Source organism: Methylocystis sp. Uni0008 (assembly GCF_056838045.1).
Genome location: NZ_CM166370.1, coordinates 203,875 through 221,616, shown reverse-complemented (window position 1 = coordinate 221,616; position 17,742 = coordinate 203,875). Strand labels below are relative to the sequence as shown.

Sequence of the window (17,742 nt, the reverse complement as noted above, 5' to 3'; positions counted from 1 at the left end):
GTGCGCCGTATGAAGATCGAACAATGGCTTAGCCCCGAAAATCTTGGACTTATCGCCGTCGGCATTGTTATTGGCGCCGTCTCGCTGATTGGGGTTGAAGCCGCCTGCGACGCCGATGTCGCAGCAAGATTGCGCGCCTCAAAAATCTTTGAATTGGCTGAGCCCTCAAAGGCTTCGCCGATCGACAGCGAAACTCTGCGCTGCGCGACGCTTCCCATTGAACAGGCCGACGATCCTAGCTGTCAGGCGCTCTGGGCGGCGCAGCGCCGGAAGTTTCTGACGCCGAAGAAGAAGGAAGACGACTCGGGCGCTGCGCCAGAGATGTTTCCCTCAGTCCCGCGCGCGCTCGAAAAGCCGGCAGAGAAATCCGCGCCCGCCCAAAGCGAGTAAGTCGATGGGTGGAACTGGCGTCATCGATCGCTTTCTCGAGGTCTTCACCCGCTATATCGATAGCGGCTTTGGCCTCCTTGGCGGCGAAGCCTCTTTCCTGGCTTCGACCCTTGTCGTCATCGACGTGACGCTCGCCGCGCTCTTCTGGAGCTGGGGCCCTGACGAAGACATCATCGCTCGCCTCGTCAAGAAGACCCTCTTCGTCGGCGTCTTCGCCTTTCTCATCGGAAATTGGAACAATCTTGCGAGGATCGTCTTCGAGAGCTTTTCTGGTCTTGGCCTCAAAGCCGCTGGAAGCAGTCTTTCGTCAGCGGATTTCCTGCGACCGGGGCGCATCGCGCAGGTGGGGATCGACGCCGGTCGTCCGATCCTGGAATCGATCTCATCGCTCCTCGGTTACGTCTCCTTCTTCGAAAACTTCGTCCAGATCGTCGTGCTGATGTTCGCCTGGACGGTCGTGCTTTTGAGCTTCTTCATTCTGGCCATCCAGCTCTTTGTGACGCTGATCGAGTTCAAGCTCACGACGCTCGCCGGCTTCATCCTGATTCCTTTCGGCCTCTTCGGCAAAACCGCCTTTCTCGCCGAGCGTGTTCTCGGCAATGTCGTCTCCTCAGGCGTCAAGGTGCTTGTTCTAGCCGTCATTGTCGGCGTCGGTTCGACGCTCTTCGCGCAATTCACGCAAAGCGCACAGGGCGCTCAGCCAACGGTCGACGACGCTGTGGCGCTCGTTCTCGCGGCGCTATCTCTTCTGGGCCTCGGCATCTTCGGCCCCGGCGTCGCCAACGGCATCGTCTCGGGAGGACCTCAGCTTGGCGCCGGCGCAGTGATCGCAACCGGCCTCACTGCTGGCGGCGCGGGTCTCGCCGGAGCCGGCGCGGCGCGAATGGCTGGCGGCTTGTTGGTGGGACCGGCCGGAAAGAGCGAGACGCAGGCCGCCGCCATGTTGCCGCCATCACGCGGTCCCGACGCGCCTGGCGGCGGTTCTCCCAGCGGAACGTCACCGCGCCCGGGCGGAGCGCCAGGAGGTGGAACGGCCGCTGCCGCTGAATCGTCCGCCGCACAATATTCGGGCGCGTCTCCGATCGGCGCTTCGCCAACTCCAAATTTCGCTGCTTCAGCGGCCGGCGAACCCGATTGGGCCAAACGCATCAAACGCAGCCAATCCGTCGCTCATGGCGCCTCGCTCGCCGCCCATTCCATTCGAGCCGGCGACGCCCATGGCGCCGGAACATCCATCAATCTTTCTGAAGGCAGCTAGATGTTCAAACGCTCTTCCGTTCGCTACGGACGCACGCCAGAACCCGTCACTCCTTACCAGAAAGCCGCGCAGGTTTGGGACGAGCGCATCGGCTCGGCGCGCGTTCAAGCCAGGAACTGGCGTCTTATCGCGCTCTGTAATCTCATTCTCGCCGGAGGACTAGCATCAGCCCTCGTCTGGCAAAGCGCGCGCGGTTCCATCGTCCCCTGGGTCGTGCAGATCGACAAATTGGGAGAAGCGCAGGCCGTCGCGCCGGCGCTCGCCGATTATCAGGCAACCGATGCGCAGATCGCCTGGCATCTCGCGCGCTTCATCGAGAACGTCCGCGCCATTCCAGCCGACCCCATCATCGTTCGGCAGAACTGGCTCAAGGCCTATGATTTTGTGACGGATAAGGGCGCGCATGCTCTCAACGACTACGCACGCGCAAACGACCCCTTCGCCAAGGTCGGGCAAATCCAGATCGCCGTTGATGTTGCGAGCGTTATTCGCGCCTCGACCGATTCCTTCCGTATCGCCTGGACCGAGCGACGCTATGAGAACGCCAGCCTCGCTTCGACCGAACGCTGGACCGCGATTCTCACCATCGGCGTTCAGCCACCACGTGACGCAGAGCGCCTTCGCAAGAATCCGCTCGGTCTTTTCATCCACGCAATCAACTGGTCGAAGGAGCTCGGATGATGACGCCAATCCGATCCAAGAGATTCGTCGCCGCCCTACTCGCTTCGACCTCCCTTTCCGCCTGCATGAGCTTCAAGCCGCCCGAGATCGCCTATGACGATATTCCCGTCCCCGCGGTGATTGAGAGCGATCCGGAGAAGCCGGTCAAGATCGTCGAGATTCCGAAGATCCTGCCGCTGCCGGGGCAGCTTAAACCCTTGTCGAAGATCAAGGAGACGCCGGAAGCGCCCGATCCCAAAGTCAGGGTGGCGCAGGCGAACGCCGCGGCGCGGGTGCAGCCCCGACGCGCCGGCTATATCAACGCAGTTCAGATCTATCCCTTCACCGAAGGCGCGCTTTATCAGGTCTATGCGTCGCCGGGAGAGATCACCGATATCGCACTCCAGGAGGGCGAGCAGCTTGTCGGCTCTGGCCCCGTCGCCGCCGGCGACACGGTGCGCTGGATCATCGGCGATACGGAAAGCGGCGTGGGCGCATCGAGGAAGACCCACATCATGGTCAAACCGACGCGGCCTGACCTTATGACCAATCTCGTCATCAACACGGATCGGCGCACCTATCATCTGGAGCTCAGAGCAACGGAAAAGACCTATATGGCTTCCGTCTCCTGGCAATATCCGCAGGACGAGCTCATTGCGCTTCGACGGCGCAACACTGCGGCCGAAGAAGCTATGCCGGTCGATACGGGCGTCGATCTCGGGAGCCTCAATTTCCGTTATGCGATCGAAGGTGACGCAGCGCCCTGGCGCCCGCTCCGCGCTTTCGATGACGGCCGCAAGGTCTATATCGAATTCCCGCGCGGAATCTCTCAAGGCGAAATGCCGCCGCTCTTCGTCATCGGCGCTTCCGGCGACAGCCAGCTCGTCAATTATCGCGTGCGCGGCCATCACATGGTGATCGATCGGCTCTTCGCCGCCGCGGAGCTGCGCTTTGGATGGGACGATCAAAGAGTTGTCCGCATCGTGCGCAGCGACGGGAGACCGGCCATATGAGCCCGCCGGAGCACGAAAGGAAGCTCGCCGAGGAACTGCGACTGCGGCCCGAGCGCCCGACCGTGACGCGGCTCTCGCGCAAGGTGCTCATCACGCTTGCTGGCGCCTCATCGTCGCTCGTTCTCGGCCTGACGTTCTGGGCGTTACATGAGCGCTCAGGCGCCAAGCCGCCGCCGGAACTCTACAACACCGAGGCCAAGACGACCGCCGATGGGCTTGCAGCGCTGCCCCGCGACTATACAGGCTTGCCGAAAAATGTTCCCAAGCTCGGACCGCCTTTGCCAGGAGATCTCGGCCGACCGATCCTTGCCGCCCAAGGTCAATTGCCGCAGCCGGCGATCGATCCGGAAGAGCAGCGCGTCGGTCAGGAACGCGAAGTGGCCCGCACAGCAAAACTCTTCGCATCGACCAATGCGCATGAGCGCGCCACTACCTCGACCCAAGCGTCTTACTCATCGAACGAATTCCAATTTCAAAGCGCGCCCTTCGACACGGAGCCCGCGCCCATCGATCCTGGCGCGATTCAGAATATGCAGGATCGCAAACTTGCCTTCGTAAATGCGCCGGCCGACCGCAGAACCATGAGCCCCGACCGGCTCGAACGACCGGCTTCGCGTTACGTCCTACAGGCAGGCGCTGTCATTCCGGCCGCGCTCATCACTGGCATCCGTTCCGATCTTCCCGGCCAGATTACCTCTCAGGTCACTGAGAATGTCTATGACAGCCCGACGGGAAAATTTCTGCTAATTCCGCAAGGCTCAAAACTGATCGGCCTCTATGACTCAGCAATAGCCTTTGGACAGTCGCGTGTGCTGCTTGTCTGGAATCGGCTCATTCTTCCCGATGGGCGTTCGATCGTTCTCGAGCGCCAGCCGGGGGCAGATGCGTCCGGCTATTCCGGACTCGAAGACGAGGTCGATCATCACTGGCTTCGTCTCGCCGGCGCCGCGGCGCTCTCGACCATTCTCGGCGTCGGCACGCAACTCGGCACGACGGGCGATGAAAACGCGCTCACTCAAGCGCTGCGCCGTGGCGGCGCGCAAAGCCTTAATCAAACGGGCCGGCAGATCGTCGGACGAAATCTCAATATGCAGCCGACTTTGACGATCCGGCCAGGCATTCCGGTGCGGGTGATCGTCACGCGCGACCTGGTCCTCGCGCCATACAACGAACGCGCGACAATCGCCGAAAAGCGAGTCGATCCATGACCAAGTTGAAACTCGCCTCGATTGACGACGACAAGCCGGTGAAGCTTACCGTCACGCTGCCGGCTGCGCTGCATCGCAATTTGATCGCCTATGCGGAGATCCTCTCCAAGGAGACAGGAAAGCCGATCGAGCCAGCCAAACTCATTGCGCCCATGTTGGAGAAATTCATCACGAGTGACCGGGGCTTCCGCAAAGCGCGCGGCGTGCATCGGGATTTCTCTTGATCTTCCGTAATTTCCTACGTAGCCGCTGTTTATAACTGTACAGGTTCGGCTTCCGCGGTAAGTGAGTATTTTACTGTTTTCACGAAGAAGCGCGGCCCGTTCGCCGTTCTGCCTGCGACTTCCGCTATTGACAGCATCGGGTCCGATTCGGTTATGCTTGTGCCGGCGATGGAGTTCGCCTTTAACCGCCTTTGGGCTGATGACTCCTGTTCTGCACCATGTTGCGGGGGAGTCCATCTAATGCATAAATCGACGGCCCGCGGATGATCGCGCACAAAGACGCGCAGCAGCGGTCGCGCGCGGCGGGGCGGCGATCATGAATAGGCCGGCGGGAATGAAAGGCTGGCGATTCCTGCTGCTCAACGTCGCGGCGGGGGCGGCGAACGTCGTCATGTTGTCGAATGTGCCGGGCTACACGGTGCTCGCGCCCTACGCCGCCGGAAGCCTCGAGGGCGTGACGCCGAGCTACGGCACGTGGGCGACGACCGACCATATGGTCGGCATCGCGCTCGGTCTTCCGTTATCGCGGTGGCTTTCAGGGCGGATTGGCGACTATCGCGTGCTGGTGGGCGCCCTTGTCGCCTACGCGGCCGTTTCCTTGATGTGCGCGGCGAGCGAGACGATCTGGTTTTTCGCGTCGATGCGCTTTCTGCTCGGCCTTATCGGCGGCGTCGCCCTTCCGCTCGCGCAATCGGTGACGCTTGCGCAATATCCGGATGATCAGCGCACGCTTGGCGTCGGCTTTTGGGGCGTCATGAGCATGGCGCCCTTCACCATCGGCGTCTTCATGGGCGGCTTCTGGGCCGAATATTTCAACTGGCGCTGGCTGTTTTATTCAAACGTCCTGGTCGCCTTACCCGTGGCCGGCGTTGTCGCTGCGCTGTTCTATGGGAGCGGCTTTGAGCGCCGGATGACGCGCTTCGACACGATCGGTTTCATTCTGCTCGCGACAATGCTGATCGGCGTGCAGACGATTCTCAACATGGGCAATGATTTCGACTGGTTCGCCTCGCCCGTGCTCGCATGGCTGCTTCTGGTCGTTCTCCTCGCTTTGCCGATGTTCATTTTCTGGGAGTTCGGCGAGCGGCGGCCCGCCCTCGACCTGCGGCTGTTTCTGCACCGCAATTTCGCGATCGCGACATTCTGTTCGCTGATCGGCTTTCTGATCATTCAGGGCCTGCTGTCGGTGTTCATCGTGCAGCTGCAGGTGCTGCTCGGCTACACGTCTTCGCTCGCCGGCATGGTCTATCTGACCATGATTTTTCTGGCGATGGCCGCCGCCGCCGTTGTGCATGAGATCACGAGAAACGTCGATGCGCGACTCATCATTTTCCTCAATTTCATCGGCCTCGCGGTGACCTTTGTGTGGCTCGGCCACTACGACAAGAGCGCCTCTTTCGATAGTGTCACGACGCCGATGTTCTTCTTCGGCTTCTCTCTTGCGATGTTCTTTGCGCCGCTCGCGACGCTCGCCATGACCGGACTCGCCGGCGAACGACTGATCCGCGCGGCGGAGGAGCTCGCGATGTTGCGCACGGTGTTCGGCGCCATGGGCATCACGCTGCTCGGCATGCTCGTCTTCCGCCGCACGCCCTTCCATCAGCTCGACCTCGCCGATCATTTCGGCGGACGCCGCTTCGCCTCGCTCGACCTGCTCGCCTCGTTCCTCGAGCGTATGCAGGCGATGGGCATGTCGCCGAATGCCGCGCGCAGCCGGGCAGCGCAGCTCATCCGCCAGCAGGCCGGGATCCTGGCGCTCAACGACGCCTTTCTGTTCGGCGCGATGACGTTCATCGTGCTGGCGGGCGTCGTCTGGCTCGCCTACCCCAGCTACGCGTCCAAGAAGCGCACCCAGACGCTCGCCCGGCTTACGGCCGAGGAGCTGATGGAGCAGCCGTAAGGATGCTCGAAATTGCGGCATGAGAAAAAGCAAATTCACGACTGGCAGGAACAACGCATTCCGCTACGATGCGGAGATCATCAGGCAAAGCGCATGGATGGGTCAGCTCTTCTTGCTCGGTTCAACTTTTTCCATCGGGAAACGGACATTGTTTCCCATGCTGCCAATTCCATTCCGTCCCAGGCGCTGCTCGCTACAAGCCAGATGAAGGAGGATTCGCTTTGGGCTTTACTTCAAACGTCGCCGGAGGGTCTGGAACAAACTGAAGCGGAAATGAGACTTGTTGCGGAAGGCCCAAACCTCATTGCCCAAGACGGCCCACCGAGTCTTGCACAGGAGTTGTGGGGACGGGCAAAGAATCCGCTGAACGCGTTGCTGCTGGCTCTCGCCGCGATTTCTTACTTCCTCGGAGATCTCGGCGCCGCGGCCGTTATCCTGGTCATTGTCGCGATTGCCATCGCCATGGCTTTTATTCAAGAGCACCGCTCCAATGCCGCCGCCGTCAAGCTTCGCGCGCTGGTGAAAACCACCGCCAGCGTCAAACGGCGAGGCGACCCGTCGGTTACGACGCAAGATAGCTCTAATGGTTTTTGTGAAATTCCGATCGAGCAACTTGTTCCAGGCGATATCGTACGACTGTCGGCAGGCGACATGATCCCCGGCGACTTGCGGCTCATTGCCGCCAAGGACTTGTTTATCGACCAGTCCGCATTAACCGGCGAGGCCATGCCGTTCGAAAAATCGGCGCAACCTGCCGAAGAGAGCGTCGACAACGCCTTTGAGGCGCGTAACCTCTGCTTCATGGGTAGTAGCGTTGTAAGCGGATTCGCCACGGGCGTAATCGTGCAGACGGGCGCAAAAACCTATTTCGGCCAGCTGGCCAAGCGGATTGCCGAGGGACGAACTCCCACGAGCTTCGACAGAGGCATCAATCGCTTCATTTGGCTGATGATCCGCTTCATGTTGGTGTTGGCGCCGAGCGTATTCCTGATCAACGGGCTGACCAAGGACGACTGGTTGGAGGCGCTACTTTTCGCGCTTGCGGTTGCGGTGGGACTGACGCCCGAATTACTGCCCATGATCGTCACCGTGAATCTCGCCAACGGCGCAATCGCGATGTCGAAAAAGCGTGTCATCGTAAAGCGACTCAATGCGATCCAGAACTTTGGGGCGATGGATGTCCTCTGTGTCGACAAGACCGGCACGCTCACCCAAAATCGAATCGCTCTCAGTCTGCATCTAGATATGCGAGGCGACGACAGCGAGCGGGTGTTGGAATTCGCCTATCTGAACAGTCATTTTCAATCCGGCTTGAAAAGCCAGCTCGATGTCGCGGTGCTCCAGCATGTCGAACTCGATCACAAGCTTCTGTTGCAGCGCCATTATAAGAATATTGATGAAATTCCCTTTGATTTTGTTCGTAGACGCCTCTCCGTGGTGCTTTCTCGCGACGACCGCGGCTGGATGTTTGCGCGCCAAGAATTCACACGCCTGCTTAGAAGGCTCTATCGTCTTCGATCGCCCGGATCCGGCAATCATGTGCTGATTTGCAAGGGTGCGGTCGAGGAAGTCCTCTCGATCTGCAAATATTATGAAATTGACGGCAAGGTAGTAACCTTGAGTGCGGGCCGGCGGGCGGATGCGCTGGCGAAGTCCAGGGCGCTCAACGAAGACGGGCTCCGGGTCGTCGCCGTCGCCTATAAGGAGATCGCCCGTCCAAAAGCAAGCTACTCGATCGAGGATGAAACTGTACTCACGCTTCTGGGCTTTGTCGCCTTTCTCGATCCGCCAAAGGAAAGCGTCGACGCCGCAATAACAGCGCTCAATCAGGCGGGAGTCGCAGTGAAAATTGTCACGGGCGACAATGAGATCGTTACGCGCAAGATTTGCCGTGAAGTCGGTCTAGAAGTAGATCATATCGCTCTTGGCCCCGACATTGATGAACTCAGTGACACGGCTTTGGCCGATTTAGCCGAGACGGTCACCGTCTTCGCCAAGGTGTCGCCAGAGCAAAAGGCGCGCATTGTCGGCGCGCTGCATTCCAAAGGCCATGTGGTCGGCTTCCTTGGCGACGGGATCAACGACAGTCTCGCGCTCAAGGCCGCTGACGTTGGCGTCTCCGTCGATACCGCCGTGGACATCGCCAAAGAGTCGGCGGATATCATCCTCTTGGAAAAGAGCCTGTTGGTGCTTCAACAAGGCGTGTTGGAAGGCCGGAAGGTTTTTGGAAATATCGTCAAATACGTCAAGATGGGCGCGAGTTCGAACTTCGGCAGCATGTTCAGCGTTCTCGGCGCAAGCCTGTTCCTTCCGTTCTTGCCCATGCTGCCGATTCAGGTTCTCGCGAACAACCTCCTTTACGATTTCTCGCAAACGGCGGTCCCGACGGACAATGTCGACGAGGATTATCTCGCGGTCCCGCGGAAATGGGACATCGATAATATTTTCAAGTTCATGGTGTTTATCGGGCCAGTCAGTTCGATCTTCGACTACACGACATTTTTTGTCATGCTCAATCTGTTCGATGGTTGGAACCATCCCTCATTGTTTCAAACGGGTTGGTTTGTGGAATCCTTGCTGAGTCAAACCCTCATCATTCATGTTATCCGCACAGCAAAAATTCCTTTCATCGAAAGTCGCGCGAGCCCCGCGCTCATCGCCACTTCGGCGATTATTTGCGGGGTCGGCGCCATCCTGCCGTTTACCCCAATGGGGGAAGCATTAAAGTTCACACCGTTGCCTCCGTTGTATTGGCTCATCCTGGCGGCTACGCTGCTCGCCTATGGCGTGATCACCTATTTTGTGAAAACATGGTTTGTGCGCCGGTGGGGAATCTGAGGAGCATGAAGAGATACTCGCAAGCACGAAACTCGTCGAACCGCCTTGTGGGCCCTGCTTCGAGATCAGTTTAGCCGTCAGTTGTCGCAGGGAACTTCGCAAAAAAGTTCCTATTCGGAAGCGCCTTGTCTGGCACCTCGAACATGGAGCGCGGAAGGCCGTAAAGGTCGTTATAATAGGCGTCGAGGCGTTTGTTGATCTGGCGATCGTAATCCGGGTGGACAAACAATGTTTTTCCGCGCGTAAAGCGCTGCGCTTCGCCATCGCGTACAACGAGTTGGCCATCCTTGAAGACATAGGCTGCGTTGCGGAACATCGCCGCTTTGTCCCTTTGCGGCTTATAGACCGCGATATCGGCGACCGCGCCGGTTCCGAGTTCTCCGCGATCCTTGAACCCGTAAAGCTTGCGCGGCGCGGCACGCGTCATGGTAGCGATTTCGTATAAGGTGTATTCCCGCGTGATTGAGGGCAAACTGGTCATCTCCAACACCTCCGCCGGTAAGCGCGACATCCACTGCGTGCGTTTGTCGGCGCTCATCAACAAGGCGAAAACTTCCGGATAGGTCGTGAATGGCGCGCCGTTTGGATGATCCGTCGTGAAGAACACACGCATCGGATCGTCGGTCAGCAAGAATAGTTCTAGCCCCGCGGCCCATTGCACGGCGTTGAAAAAATCGGAGACGCGATAGGAATAGGGCACCACGCCCAGGCCATTGCTGTCCCCGTCAAAAATCACGCCTTTCTTCGGACGACCGCCGGGCAGGCTGTTCAACTGTTTCATGACATCGGTCGAGATCGTCACCGTGTCGGCAAACATCACCTGGCCGACGTCCATGGTGACATTCTTATTGGCGTTGATCTTCTCGGCGAATCGGGCGGCTGCGGACGAGAAACCATTCTTTCCTTCCTTGCCATAGGAATAGAATTGCGCGTGCGCGAGATGCAGCGGCAAGCCCTGCGCCGCGTCGATGGTTGCAAGCGCGGTTTCGACGTTTCCTGCAAGGCCGAGATTGCTCATGTGCAAATGCAGAGGGTGAGGTATCCCTGTCGCGGCCACCGCGCGTTGCAAGCGCGTAAAAATATCGCGCGCAGAGACCCCATATTCCGGCACCTTGTCGTCTAGTGAGAAGGTGCGAAGATTTTGCTTGCAGGCGCAGACGCCGCCGGGATTTGCACATTTGATGCCAATCGCTCGGGTCGATTCCAGCGTCGCGCCGATGTAATCGACGATTGCAGTCTCGCCTTCTCGATCACGAAGGGCGCTCAACAGGAAGTCATCGTTGCCGAGAACGGCCAGAAAGCCCTTATCGATAATCGGGATGTCGGCGAGCTCGAGATGGGCGTGCAAAGCGTGATGGGGAAGGATCGCAGGTTCAATGACCGTGGTGTATCCTAACTGGGCGTAAAGGCGACCCGTCTCGAAAGCCGTCCAGCCGACGTCGGAAAGCGGCGTTCCCTTGGGTCGCGGACGATGCGCGCGGTGCGACTCCGGCATCAAGAGGCGCGCCGTATTCACGCCTCCGCCGGCGATATGTGAATGGATATCGATCGCGCCAGCCATGACGACTTGCCCGGAGACGTCATATTCCTGGTCCGCCTTGCAGTCTTGTGGCGGCGCGATGATGTTGCCGTCCTCAAACCAGAGGTCGCCCATAGCATCGGTTCCGTTGACCGGATCAATGACATAGCCGCCACGGAGACGTGTCAACATAACGCTTCCTCCCATAGCTGAGCGCTTGCTTTGCCATTATGCCGCCAACGCTAAGAAGGTGCGGAGCTTTGCCTTCACTGACGGCGACAACTAACCAATTCGACCGCCATAAGGCTCGCTCGCTACCTCTATATAGTCCAGATGCAAAGTGTGCCCCGCTTCGATTAAGACAGCATAGAGTCCACCGAGCGCGCCAGATGCTGCTATCGGAAATTATTGACGGCCTAGCGCGTCATCGTTTAAGTCTTGGTGCTGGGGATGGAGTCCCCCCCCCCCCCCGACAAACCGCCAAAAGGCTGATGACTCCTACGAACTGGCGCCGCGAGCATTCGTGAGCGCAGAGAGTAGGAGTCATGTCGTGAATCAAGATCTCGCAATTTTTGTCGTTCCATTCGCCCTGGTCCTTGGTTGTGGCCTGTTGGCGTTAGGTGGCCTCTATTTCATTAACATTCGCTTCGTCACGAGCACGGCTAAGGCGATAGCGGCCCTGGCCGGGGGCGCCATCGTCATAGGTGTTTTGGAAATCATTTTGGCTGGAAGCGCCGTCTCATTCTTTAAGGCTCAACAGGTTCAGACGTCCGCTTGTGAGTTGGAAGGGGAGTCGGCGCACCCCGAAGCGCGACGCGGCGCTGATCCCTCGATCATTCACAACGCAATCACCGCTTGCATGGAAGCGGCGGGATATGAATGGGACGGCGGCCACAGGCACTGTAAAGACGCACCAGTAGCGACAAACCCATTCTGCTATGCGCCGACGGGTCCATTCGACCGGACGATCACAACAATCCAGATGAGCTTTGAATAGCTCCTGTTGATTTTGAGCTCCATCCTATGCGCGATTTTAATAAGATCTCGGGCGGTGTTGGTTTTCTTGCGAGGCAAGAGCGAGAGTCGCAGTCTCTAGTTACGCGAATGCGGCGAACGAGTCTGGCTTCGGATGCGCGGGTTTGAGAGCGCGGGTTCAGTCAAGGGAGCTGCTATTTGATGCGAACGGCGACTTGAACACAGCAGCTTTCCCGAGTTCCGACTCGACTTCCAAAAGGCGATTGTATTTGGCTACGCGTTCGCTACGGCAGGCAGAGCCAGTCTTGATCTGGCCGCCGCCCATCGCCACGGCAAAATCAGCAAGAAATGTGTCCTCCGTTTCGCCGGAGCGATGCGAAATGACATAGTTCCATCCGGCCTCGCGGCATAGCGCAATTGCTTGCATCGTCTCGCTGAGCGTTCCGATTTGATTCAGTTTGATCAACACGGCGTTGGCTGTTTTCTCTGCGATGCCGCGACGAATGAAAGCGGGATTGGTCACGAAAATGTCGTCGCCGACGACTTGGATTCGATGACCTTGCGCCGCGGTCTGGCGCGCAAAGCCGGACCAGTCGTTTTCATCTAATCCATCTTCGATTGAAACGATGGGGAAAGCCTCAACCCAGCCCTGATAAAGCGCGATCATTTCGTCGCTGGTTTTGCGTCCCTGGCCAGACTTTGCAAGGTCGTACCCATTGCTCGTCCAAAATGAACTTGCAGCGGGATCGAGTGCGAGGGCAATGTCGCGTCCTGGCTCGTAGCCTGCTGCGCAAATTGCTTCGACAATTATCTCGCACGCCTGTTCGTTGCTTTCGAGGTTTGGGGCAAATCCGCCTTCATCGCCAACCGAGGTTGCGTAGCCCTTTTTTTTCAGAATCCTCGCCAATGCGTGAAAGGTTTCAGTCCCGTAGCGCAGCGCCTCCGCAAAGGTTGAGGCCCCGACCGGCATCACCATGAACTCCTGAAAATCTACCGAATTGTCGGCGTGCTTGCCGCCATTAATGATGTTCATCATGGGAACCGGCAGGCGCGTTGCTCCTGGGCCACCTAGATAAGCATAAAGCGGCAGCCGGGAGGCGAGAGCTGCAGCCCTGGCGACGGCCATCGAAACGCCGAGTATCGCGTTTGCTCCGAGTTTGGCTTTGTTCGGAGTTCCATCGAGCGCCAGCAACAAGGCGTCAATTTCAGCTTGGCGGGTGGGATCTTGACCCTTGAGCGCCGGAGCGATCACCTCATGCACGTTCTCAATGGCTTTGCGAACGCCCTTACCGCCGAAACGAGATTCCCCGTCTCGTAGCTCCACCGCTTCGTGCTCGCCCGTGGACGCGCCTGAAGGCACGGAGGCGGTCGCGACTACCCCGTCATCCAGAGATAATTGCACCCGGATCGTAGGATTACCTCGGGAGTCGAGGATTTCGAGCGCGCGAACCGATTCGATTCTAGACATGATTCCTTCCCTCTCAACGTCAGCTTATTTCGCGACTTTTGCTACGCGCGGATCGCGCGTCGCGATTATCTGCAGGAAACCCGCCAAGCATCAACGCCACGTTTCAGCTGGTAACTGAGGCGATTAAACTGGTGGGACAGGGCTTAGCTCCTCATTTGCCCGTGCGCTTGGATAGCGCGTGGTCGACCGTTCCAGAACTGGAAGCGCCAGCTTTCGCGTCAAAGATTGAGGTCATCACGCTCGAAACATAGGTCGACGAGCGCAAGCCGCAATTAGGATCGCCGCTGATCACTTCTCGGCAGTTGCTAAGAACGGACTTCGGAGTCATCCAACGCTTCCTCGACCTCGGCTTCGTGTGCTGGTGTGTGCAATTCGGCCTCGTCTTTTGGCAACAAATGACGCGGCAGGAAGAATCTGTTGGCTATCAAAGTCGGAATGATAGCCGTGCCGATGATGGCTGCGACAAGCGTCGAATATTGTCCGTCGTCGATGATCTTGTTGGAGAGCCCAAAGAGCGCCGAAATCGTGCCAAAGGTCAGACCGGACGCCATCAGGAGAGTTGTATACATCGCGTCCTTATGCGGCGCCTTAAAGGCTTTGGCGACCGGATAGACACTGACGATCTTGGTCGCGATCTCAACGGCGATGAGAGCGATCACTCCGAACGGCGCCATCAGCACGGCAGGAATCGACACGAAATAGCCTGCGCGGATGAAATAGAATGGCGTCAACAGACCGATCGTAATTGTGCGGAGACGCTTGATGAGTGCAGCGTCGCGCCCCACGCTTCCCGCGAGGGCCATGCCGACGAGATAGGCTGGCAGAACAGCCTCGCTCCCCGCCCAGACGGCAAGAGCGCCAAGAGCCATCAAGCAGAAAAGCAAAAACTTCGCTTCGAATTCCGACGGCTTGCCGCCAAAGAGCGCGTAAGCGCGTGGCGTGATTTTCGGCAGGCCGATGAACGCCGCGGCGAGTATGGCCATGAATAGCAGCGTCTTCCAAGTGAACGGCGCAAAGACGAGCCCAAGAGTCACCACAGTGCCGAGGTCGGTAATGAAGCAGGCGGCGAGAATCGTCTTTCCATACTCAACGCGATTGAAGCCATATTCCATCATCACTGTGTAGACGACAGCGACCGACGTGGCCGCAAGCGCGATGCCGGCGAGAATGGCGGGGGAGCTTTCCCAGCCGAGCAGGTAATGCGCGGCCGCCCAGCACCCGATTGCAGGCAGGAGGAAGCTCGCCACGCCGATGGCGGCGGCCTCTTTCCACTTCATCCGGAAAACGTCTGGATCAAGTTCGGCGCCAGCAAGGAAGGTGAGGAATATCGCCCCAATGCCGGCGAAGGCTTTCACCCACGGCTCCTGAACGGAGAAAGCGGCATAGCCGCCAATTGCGGCCAGGATGGAGCCCGCGACCATGCCAACGATAATTTCCACCAGTGCCGTTGAAAAACGATAGCGATGCGCGATCAGACTGGCGACCAGCGCCAGACCAAACACCATCGCGACTTGCGCCCAAACTGCCGCCATGTTCCGTCCTCCTTATGTTGTTCAACCAAGAATGTGAGCCAGAGCCCGGTCGATGGCGGACATCCTTCGGACTATGAAGCGGAGCTTGCGAGCAAGCCCCGCGATATTCGAACGAAACCCACGCGCCTATGGAAAGACACAGGATCAATATCCCAACAGCATCAAGCTCCCTGCCACCGCGAGCATCAGCTCGAGCAGGTTCCGAAAGCGGGTGGCATCGATGCGATTGACGATCTGCTTACCAAGGTAGGAACCGCCGATCAGCGCCATCCCGATCGTCAATCCAGTCGCAAGAGAAACAGGGTCAATAGCGTCAAATCGGCCATACACGAGCGATTTGGTTAAGTGGACCGCGGCGGCGCCCAACGCCTCTGTGGCGAGATAAGCGCCCTTCACGAGGCCATAGCCAAGGAAAAACGGCGCATTGATTGGCCCCACTGTGCCAACGACGCCCGACAGCAATCCCATCGCGACGCCAATTGGGAATAGCTGCCAAAGCATTACTTTCTTGGCGAATCTCGCCATCAGGCGCGACGCAGGGATCATCAACAGAATGAACAAGCCCAAGAGCCGGTGAATGAGTGCTGCGTCGATTTCAATGAATATCAGCGCGCCAAGGATGGCCGAAGGGAGGGCGCCCGCCACGTAGACGCCGCACGCCAGCCAATCCGTCTCACGCCAGGAAAAGGCCGCGCGGGAGAGATTACCAAGGAGCGCCGCGACTGTGAGGATTGGGACTGTGGGAGATGCCCCGAAATAATATACGCAAATGGGGATAAGAATGACGGCGCTGCCAAATCCGACTGTGCCGCCAATCGTGCCTGCCACCAACGCGATTGGGATCAGGACCAACCATGTCAGAAGGCTTTCCCTGAATACGACGCTTTGTCCGTGGTCGATGAGCCAATCGAAGTACATGGCCGATTCAGGCTTTATAGGCCACGAGCATCGCGCCGATCCCGATGAGGCCGACGCCGAGCCAGTTTCCGAGGGTTAGTCGTTCTCCAAGCAGCAGCGCGCCGAATATCGCCACCAGCACCACGCTCAACTTATCGATCGGCGCAACTTGGGACGCATTCCCCAGTTTCAATGCGCGAAAATAGCAAACCCAAGAAGCGCCAGTCGCAAGGCCGGATAGAACCAAGAACAAATAGCTGCGGCCGGAAATTGAATCGAAGCGTTGCCACTGGCTCGTCGCGGCTAAAAAAGCGGCGAGCGCGCCAAGGATGACGATTGTGCGGATAAATGTGGCGAAGTCAGAATTGACGTTTTCAATTCCAATCTTCGCGAAGATCGCCGTGAGCGCGGCGAAGGCCGCCGATAAACACGCCCAGAGCTGCCAAGAACCCAGAAACTGGTTCATGCCCCGACCTCCCATTCGGCAGCTCTCGAGGCTGCGCCGACGCGCGTTGTCTTGCTCAAGATCCAGGAATCCTCAATCGCGACTGCGCTTGCTCGTCGCCGCCATCCCCGACGAGTAATCGAAAGCCAACGCGCAGCAGCCAAAAATCGACGAGCGACGCAAAAAGGTGCTGGACCAAATTGTAAGAAATGATCGGGAGCATGACTTGCGGATGATCCACCAACGCCAACGAGGCGAGAACAAGTCCAGCGCCATTATTGTTCATGCCGAGCGCGAACATGAGCGACGCCGTTTCCGACCGGTTAGCGCGAACCGCGCGCGAAAGCAGGAAGCCGCATCCGAACCCTGCCACGCAAAGCACGCTGACAATGACAATCACCGCGAACAGGAAGTCAGGATCGGGTGATGAGACGACTTTCGGCAAAACGAGCGTGGCATTTGAATAGTTTAGAAGGACCAGGATGAGGAAATTCGACAGCTTCACATAAGGCGTCACCTGGACGAATAACCGCTCGTTCATCAGTTGACGCAACACAATTCCCAGTAGCGACGGGAGTAATACCCATGCTCCGAGAAACGTCGCCGCCTCTCCCGACGCCAGCTCGTGCAGATCCTCCGAATAGTCCCCGGTGGTCAAGAAGCCCACCGCGTGAAGAATGAGAGGCGTGGTCAACGGACTCAGCAGGGTGGTGAGCAACACCAGTCCCAGGCTCAGAACGAGACTGCCGCTCGCATTCTGCGCCCATGCCGTCGACGCTCCGGCAATCGGCATTGCAGCGACGAGAGCCAAGCCGACGAGTAGTTGCTGTACCTCGTCCTGGTTGTGCCAGAGCCTCATTGTCAGGCTGACCATGACAATCATGGTCAAAGGCGCGGCGAGGTTGCCGAACAGGCCGGCAATCATCATGAATGCTTTGCGAGGGGCGCTGCGAAGCTCATTGAGGGAGACACCCAGACCGGCATTGAATACGAGCATCGCCAACATCAGCGGTGGCAGACTGATACTAATTTTACCTGGCGGCGCTATTAGAAGCGCGACATCAACCTCACGTATCCAAAGCCCGAACGCCTGCAGAAACGCTGCCGCTATATAAGAAGCGACGATCGCCCAAATGAAATATTTGTGGATGACGTGGACCAAATGAATGACCACGATGCTCCGCGTCATTTTCATGTGGCGATCCCTTTAAAGGAGGATAGCGGGCAAATTGCCGAGCTTGCGACAGCCCTTCATCTTCATACAGCCGATTCCGAGTTTACTTGGCTGGAACTCTCTCTGAGGTGATTCGAGCGTCGAATGCGGCTTTGCTCGCTCTGGTATTCGCGATCCATCTTTTGACATCGGGCGCATTGCCATTCGAGAGTTTGAGCCGCTCGCCCACGTGCATTGTGCT

General features: G+C 58.3%; 15 protein-coding genes and 2 riboswitches. Of the genes, 9 read left to right on the top strand and 6 right to left on the bottom strand.

All coding sequences use genetic code 11. From position 1 onward, the window contains the following. Positions 1-9 precede the first annotated feature (9 nt). The 8 genes from trbK-alt (at position 10) to AC0X69_RS01030 (ending at position 9,491) form a co-directional block, all read left to right on the top strand. Positions 10-390, top strand: coding sequence for a putative entry exclusion protein TrbK-alt (gene trbK-alt / locus AC0X69_RS01065; protein ID WP_482610458.1), 381 nt, complete (start codon positions 10-12; stop codon positions 388-390). Between the two features lie 4 nt (positions 391-394). Then, positions 395-1,648, top strand: a complete 1,254-nt coding sequence (gene trbL, locus AC0X69_RS01060) for a P-type conjugative transfer protein TrbL (RefSeq protein WP_482610456.1) — start codon at positions 395-397, stop codon at positions 1,646-1,648. Further along, positions 1,649-2,329 (top strand): conjugal transfer protein TrbF, encoded by a 681-nt coding sequence (gene trbF, locus AC0X69_RS01055; RefSeq protein WP_482610454.1) that lies wholly within the window; start codon positions 1,649-1,651, stop codon positions 2,327-2,329. Beyond that, positions 2,329-3,321, top strand: coding sequence for a P-type conjugative transfer protein TrbG (gene trbG / locus AC0X69_RS01050; RefSeq protein ID WP_482613283.1), 993 nt, complete (start codon positions 2,329-2,331; stop codon positions 3,319-3,321). Before trbF ends, trbG begins: the two co-directional genes overlap by 1 nt. Beyond that, a complete protein-coding gene (locus AC0X69_RS01045; protein ID WP_482610452.1) occupies positions 3,318-4,529 on the top strand; it encodes a TraB/TrbI/VirB10 family type IV secretion system protein in 1,212 nt (403 codons plus the stop codon). Before trbG ends, AC0X69_RS01045 begins: the two co-directional genes overlap by 4 nt. Next, a complete protein-coding gene (locus tag AC0X69_RS01040; RefSeq protein ID WP_482610450.1) occupies positions 4,526-4,753 on the top strand; it encodes a DUF2274 domain-containing protein in 228 nt (75 codons plus the stop codon). The genes AC0X69_RS01045 and AC0X69_RS01040 overlap by 4 nt, the downstream gene beginning before the upstream one ends. A gap of 155 nt (positions 4,754-4,908) precedes the next feature. Continuing rightward, positions 4,909-4,969, top strand: a riboswitch (Fluoride riboswitch). Between the two features lie 100 nt (positions 4,970-5,069). Then, a complete protein-coding gene (locus tag AC0X69_RS01035; protein WP_482610448.1) occupies positions 5,070-6,653 on the top strand; it encodes an MFS transporter in 1,584 nt (527 codons plus the stop codon). 12 nt (positions 6,654-6,665) lie between these two features. Continuing rightward, a complete protein-coding gene (locus tag AC0X69_RS01030; RefSeq protein WP_482610446.1) occupies positions 6,666-9,491 on the top strand; it encodes an HAD-IC family P-type ATPase in 2,826 nt (941 codons plus the stop codon). A gap of 70 nt (positions 9,492-9,561) precedes the next feature. Here the strand turns inward: AC0X69_RS01030 and AC0X69_RS01025 are convergent, their stop codons facing one another. Beyond that, the gene (locus AC0X69_RS01025; protein WP_482610444.1) at positions 9,562-11,202 is read right to left on the bottom strand and encodes a formylmethanofuran dehydrogenase subunit A; all 1,641 of its coding nucleotides are present in this window, start codon (positions 11,200-11,202) and stop codon (positions 9,562-9,564) included. A 245-nt stretch (positions 11,203-11,447) separates the two neighbouring features. Next, a riboswitch (Fluoride riboswitch) is annotated at positions 11,448-11,518 on the top strand. A gap of 42 nt (positions 11,519-11,560) precedes the next feature. Here AC0X69_RS01025 and AC0X69_RS01020 point away from each other — a divergent pair. After that, positions 11,561-12,007 (top strand): hypothetical protein, encoded by a 447-nt coding sequence (locus AC0X69_RS01020; RefSeq protein ID WP_482610442.1) that lies wholly within the window; start codon positions 11,561-11,563, stop codon positions 12,005-12,007. A gap of 156 nt (positions 12,008-12,163) precedes the next feature. Here the strand turns inward: AC0X69_RS01020 and eno are convergent, their stop codons facing one another. The 5 genes from eno to AC0X69_RS00995 form a co-directional block, all read right to left on the bottom strand. Next, entirely contained in the window at positions 12,164-13,453 is a 1,290-nt protein-coding gene (eno, locus tag AC0X69_RS01015; protein WP_482610440.1) for a phosphopyruvate hydratase, read from the bottom strand. Between the two features lie 305 nt (positions 13,454-13,758). Then, positions 13,759-14,985, bottom strand: a complete 1,227-nt coding sequence (locus tag AC0X69_RS01010; RefSeq protein ID WP_482610438.1) for a cation:proton antiporter — start codon at positions 14,983-14,985, stop codon at positions 13,759-13,761. Between the two features lie 144 nt (positions 14,986-15,129). After that, entirely contained in the window at positions 15,130-15,903 is a 774-nt protein-coding gene (locus AC0X69_RS01005; RefSeq protein WP_482610436.1) for a sulfite exporter TauE/SafE family protein, read from the bottom strand. 7 nt (positions 15,904-15,910) lie between these two features. Further along, a complete protein-coding gene (locus AC0X69_RS01000; protein WP_482610434.1) occupies positions 15,911-16,348 on the bottom strand; it encodes an EamA family transporter in 438 nt (145 codons plus the stop codon). A 55-nt stretch (positions 16,349-16,403) separates the two neighbouring features. After that, positions 16,404-17,522 carry a bile acid:sodium symporter gene (locus AC0X69_RS00995; RefSeq protein WP_482610432.1) on the bottom strand — a complete coding sequence of 373 codons (1,119 nt, stop codon included), beginning with the start codon at positions 17,520-17,522 and terminating at the stop codon, positions 16,404-16,406. Between the last annotated feature and the right edge of the window lie 220 nt (positions 17,523-17,742).

Coding starts and splice junctions, on each gene's coding strand:
- AC0X69_RS01010 (WP_482610438.1), bottom strand. CDS start 14,985: ATGGCGGCAGTTTGGGCGCAAGTCGCGATGGTGTTTGGTCTGGCGCTG.
- eno (WP_482610440.1), bottom strand. CDS start 13,453: ATGTCTAGAATCGAATCGGTTCGCGCGCTCGAAATCCTCGACTCCCGA.
- trbF (WP_482610454.1), top strand. CDS start 1,649: ATGTTCAAACGCTCTTCCGTTCGCTACGGACGCACGCCAGAACCCGTC.
- AC0X69_RS01035 (WP_482610448.1), top strand. CDS start 5,070: ATGAATAGGCCGGCGGGAATGAAAGGCTGGCGATTCCTGCTGCTCAAC.
- AC0X69_RS01005 (WP_482610436.1), bottom strand. CDS start 15,903: ATGTACTTCGATTGGCTCATCGACCACGGACAAAGCGTCGTATTCAGG.
- AC0X69_RS01045 (WP_482610452.1), top strand. CDS start 3,318: ATGAGCCCGCCGGAGCACGAAAGGAAGCTCGCCGAGGAACTGCGACTG.
- trbK-alt (WP_482610458.1), top strand. CDS start 10: ATGAAGATCGAACAATGGCTTAGCCCCGAAAATCTTGGACTTATCGCC.
- trbG (WP_482613283.1), top strand. CDS start 2,329: ATGACGCCAATCCGATCCAAGAGATTCGTCGCCGCCCTACTCGCTTCG.
- trbL (WP_482610456.1), top strand. CDS start 395: ATGGGTGGAACTGGCGTCATCGATCGCTTTCTCGAGGTCTTCACCCGC.
- AC0X69_RS01040 (WP_482610450.1), top strand. CDS start 4,526: ATGACCAAGTTGAAACTCGCCTCGATTGACGACGACAAGCCGGTGAAG.
- AC0X69_RS01025 (WP_482610444.1), bottom strand. CDS start 11,202: ATGTTGACACGTCTCCGTGGCGGCTATGTCATTGATCCGGTCAACGGA.
- AC0X69_RS00995 (WP_482610432.1), bottom strand. CDS start 17,522: ATGAAAATGACGCGGAGCATCGTGGTCATTCATTTGGTCCACGTCATC.
- AC0X69_RS01000 (WP_482610434.1), bottom strand. CDS start 16,348: ATGAACCAGTTTCTGGGTTCTTGGCAGCTCTGGGCGTGTTTATCGGCG.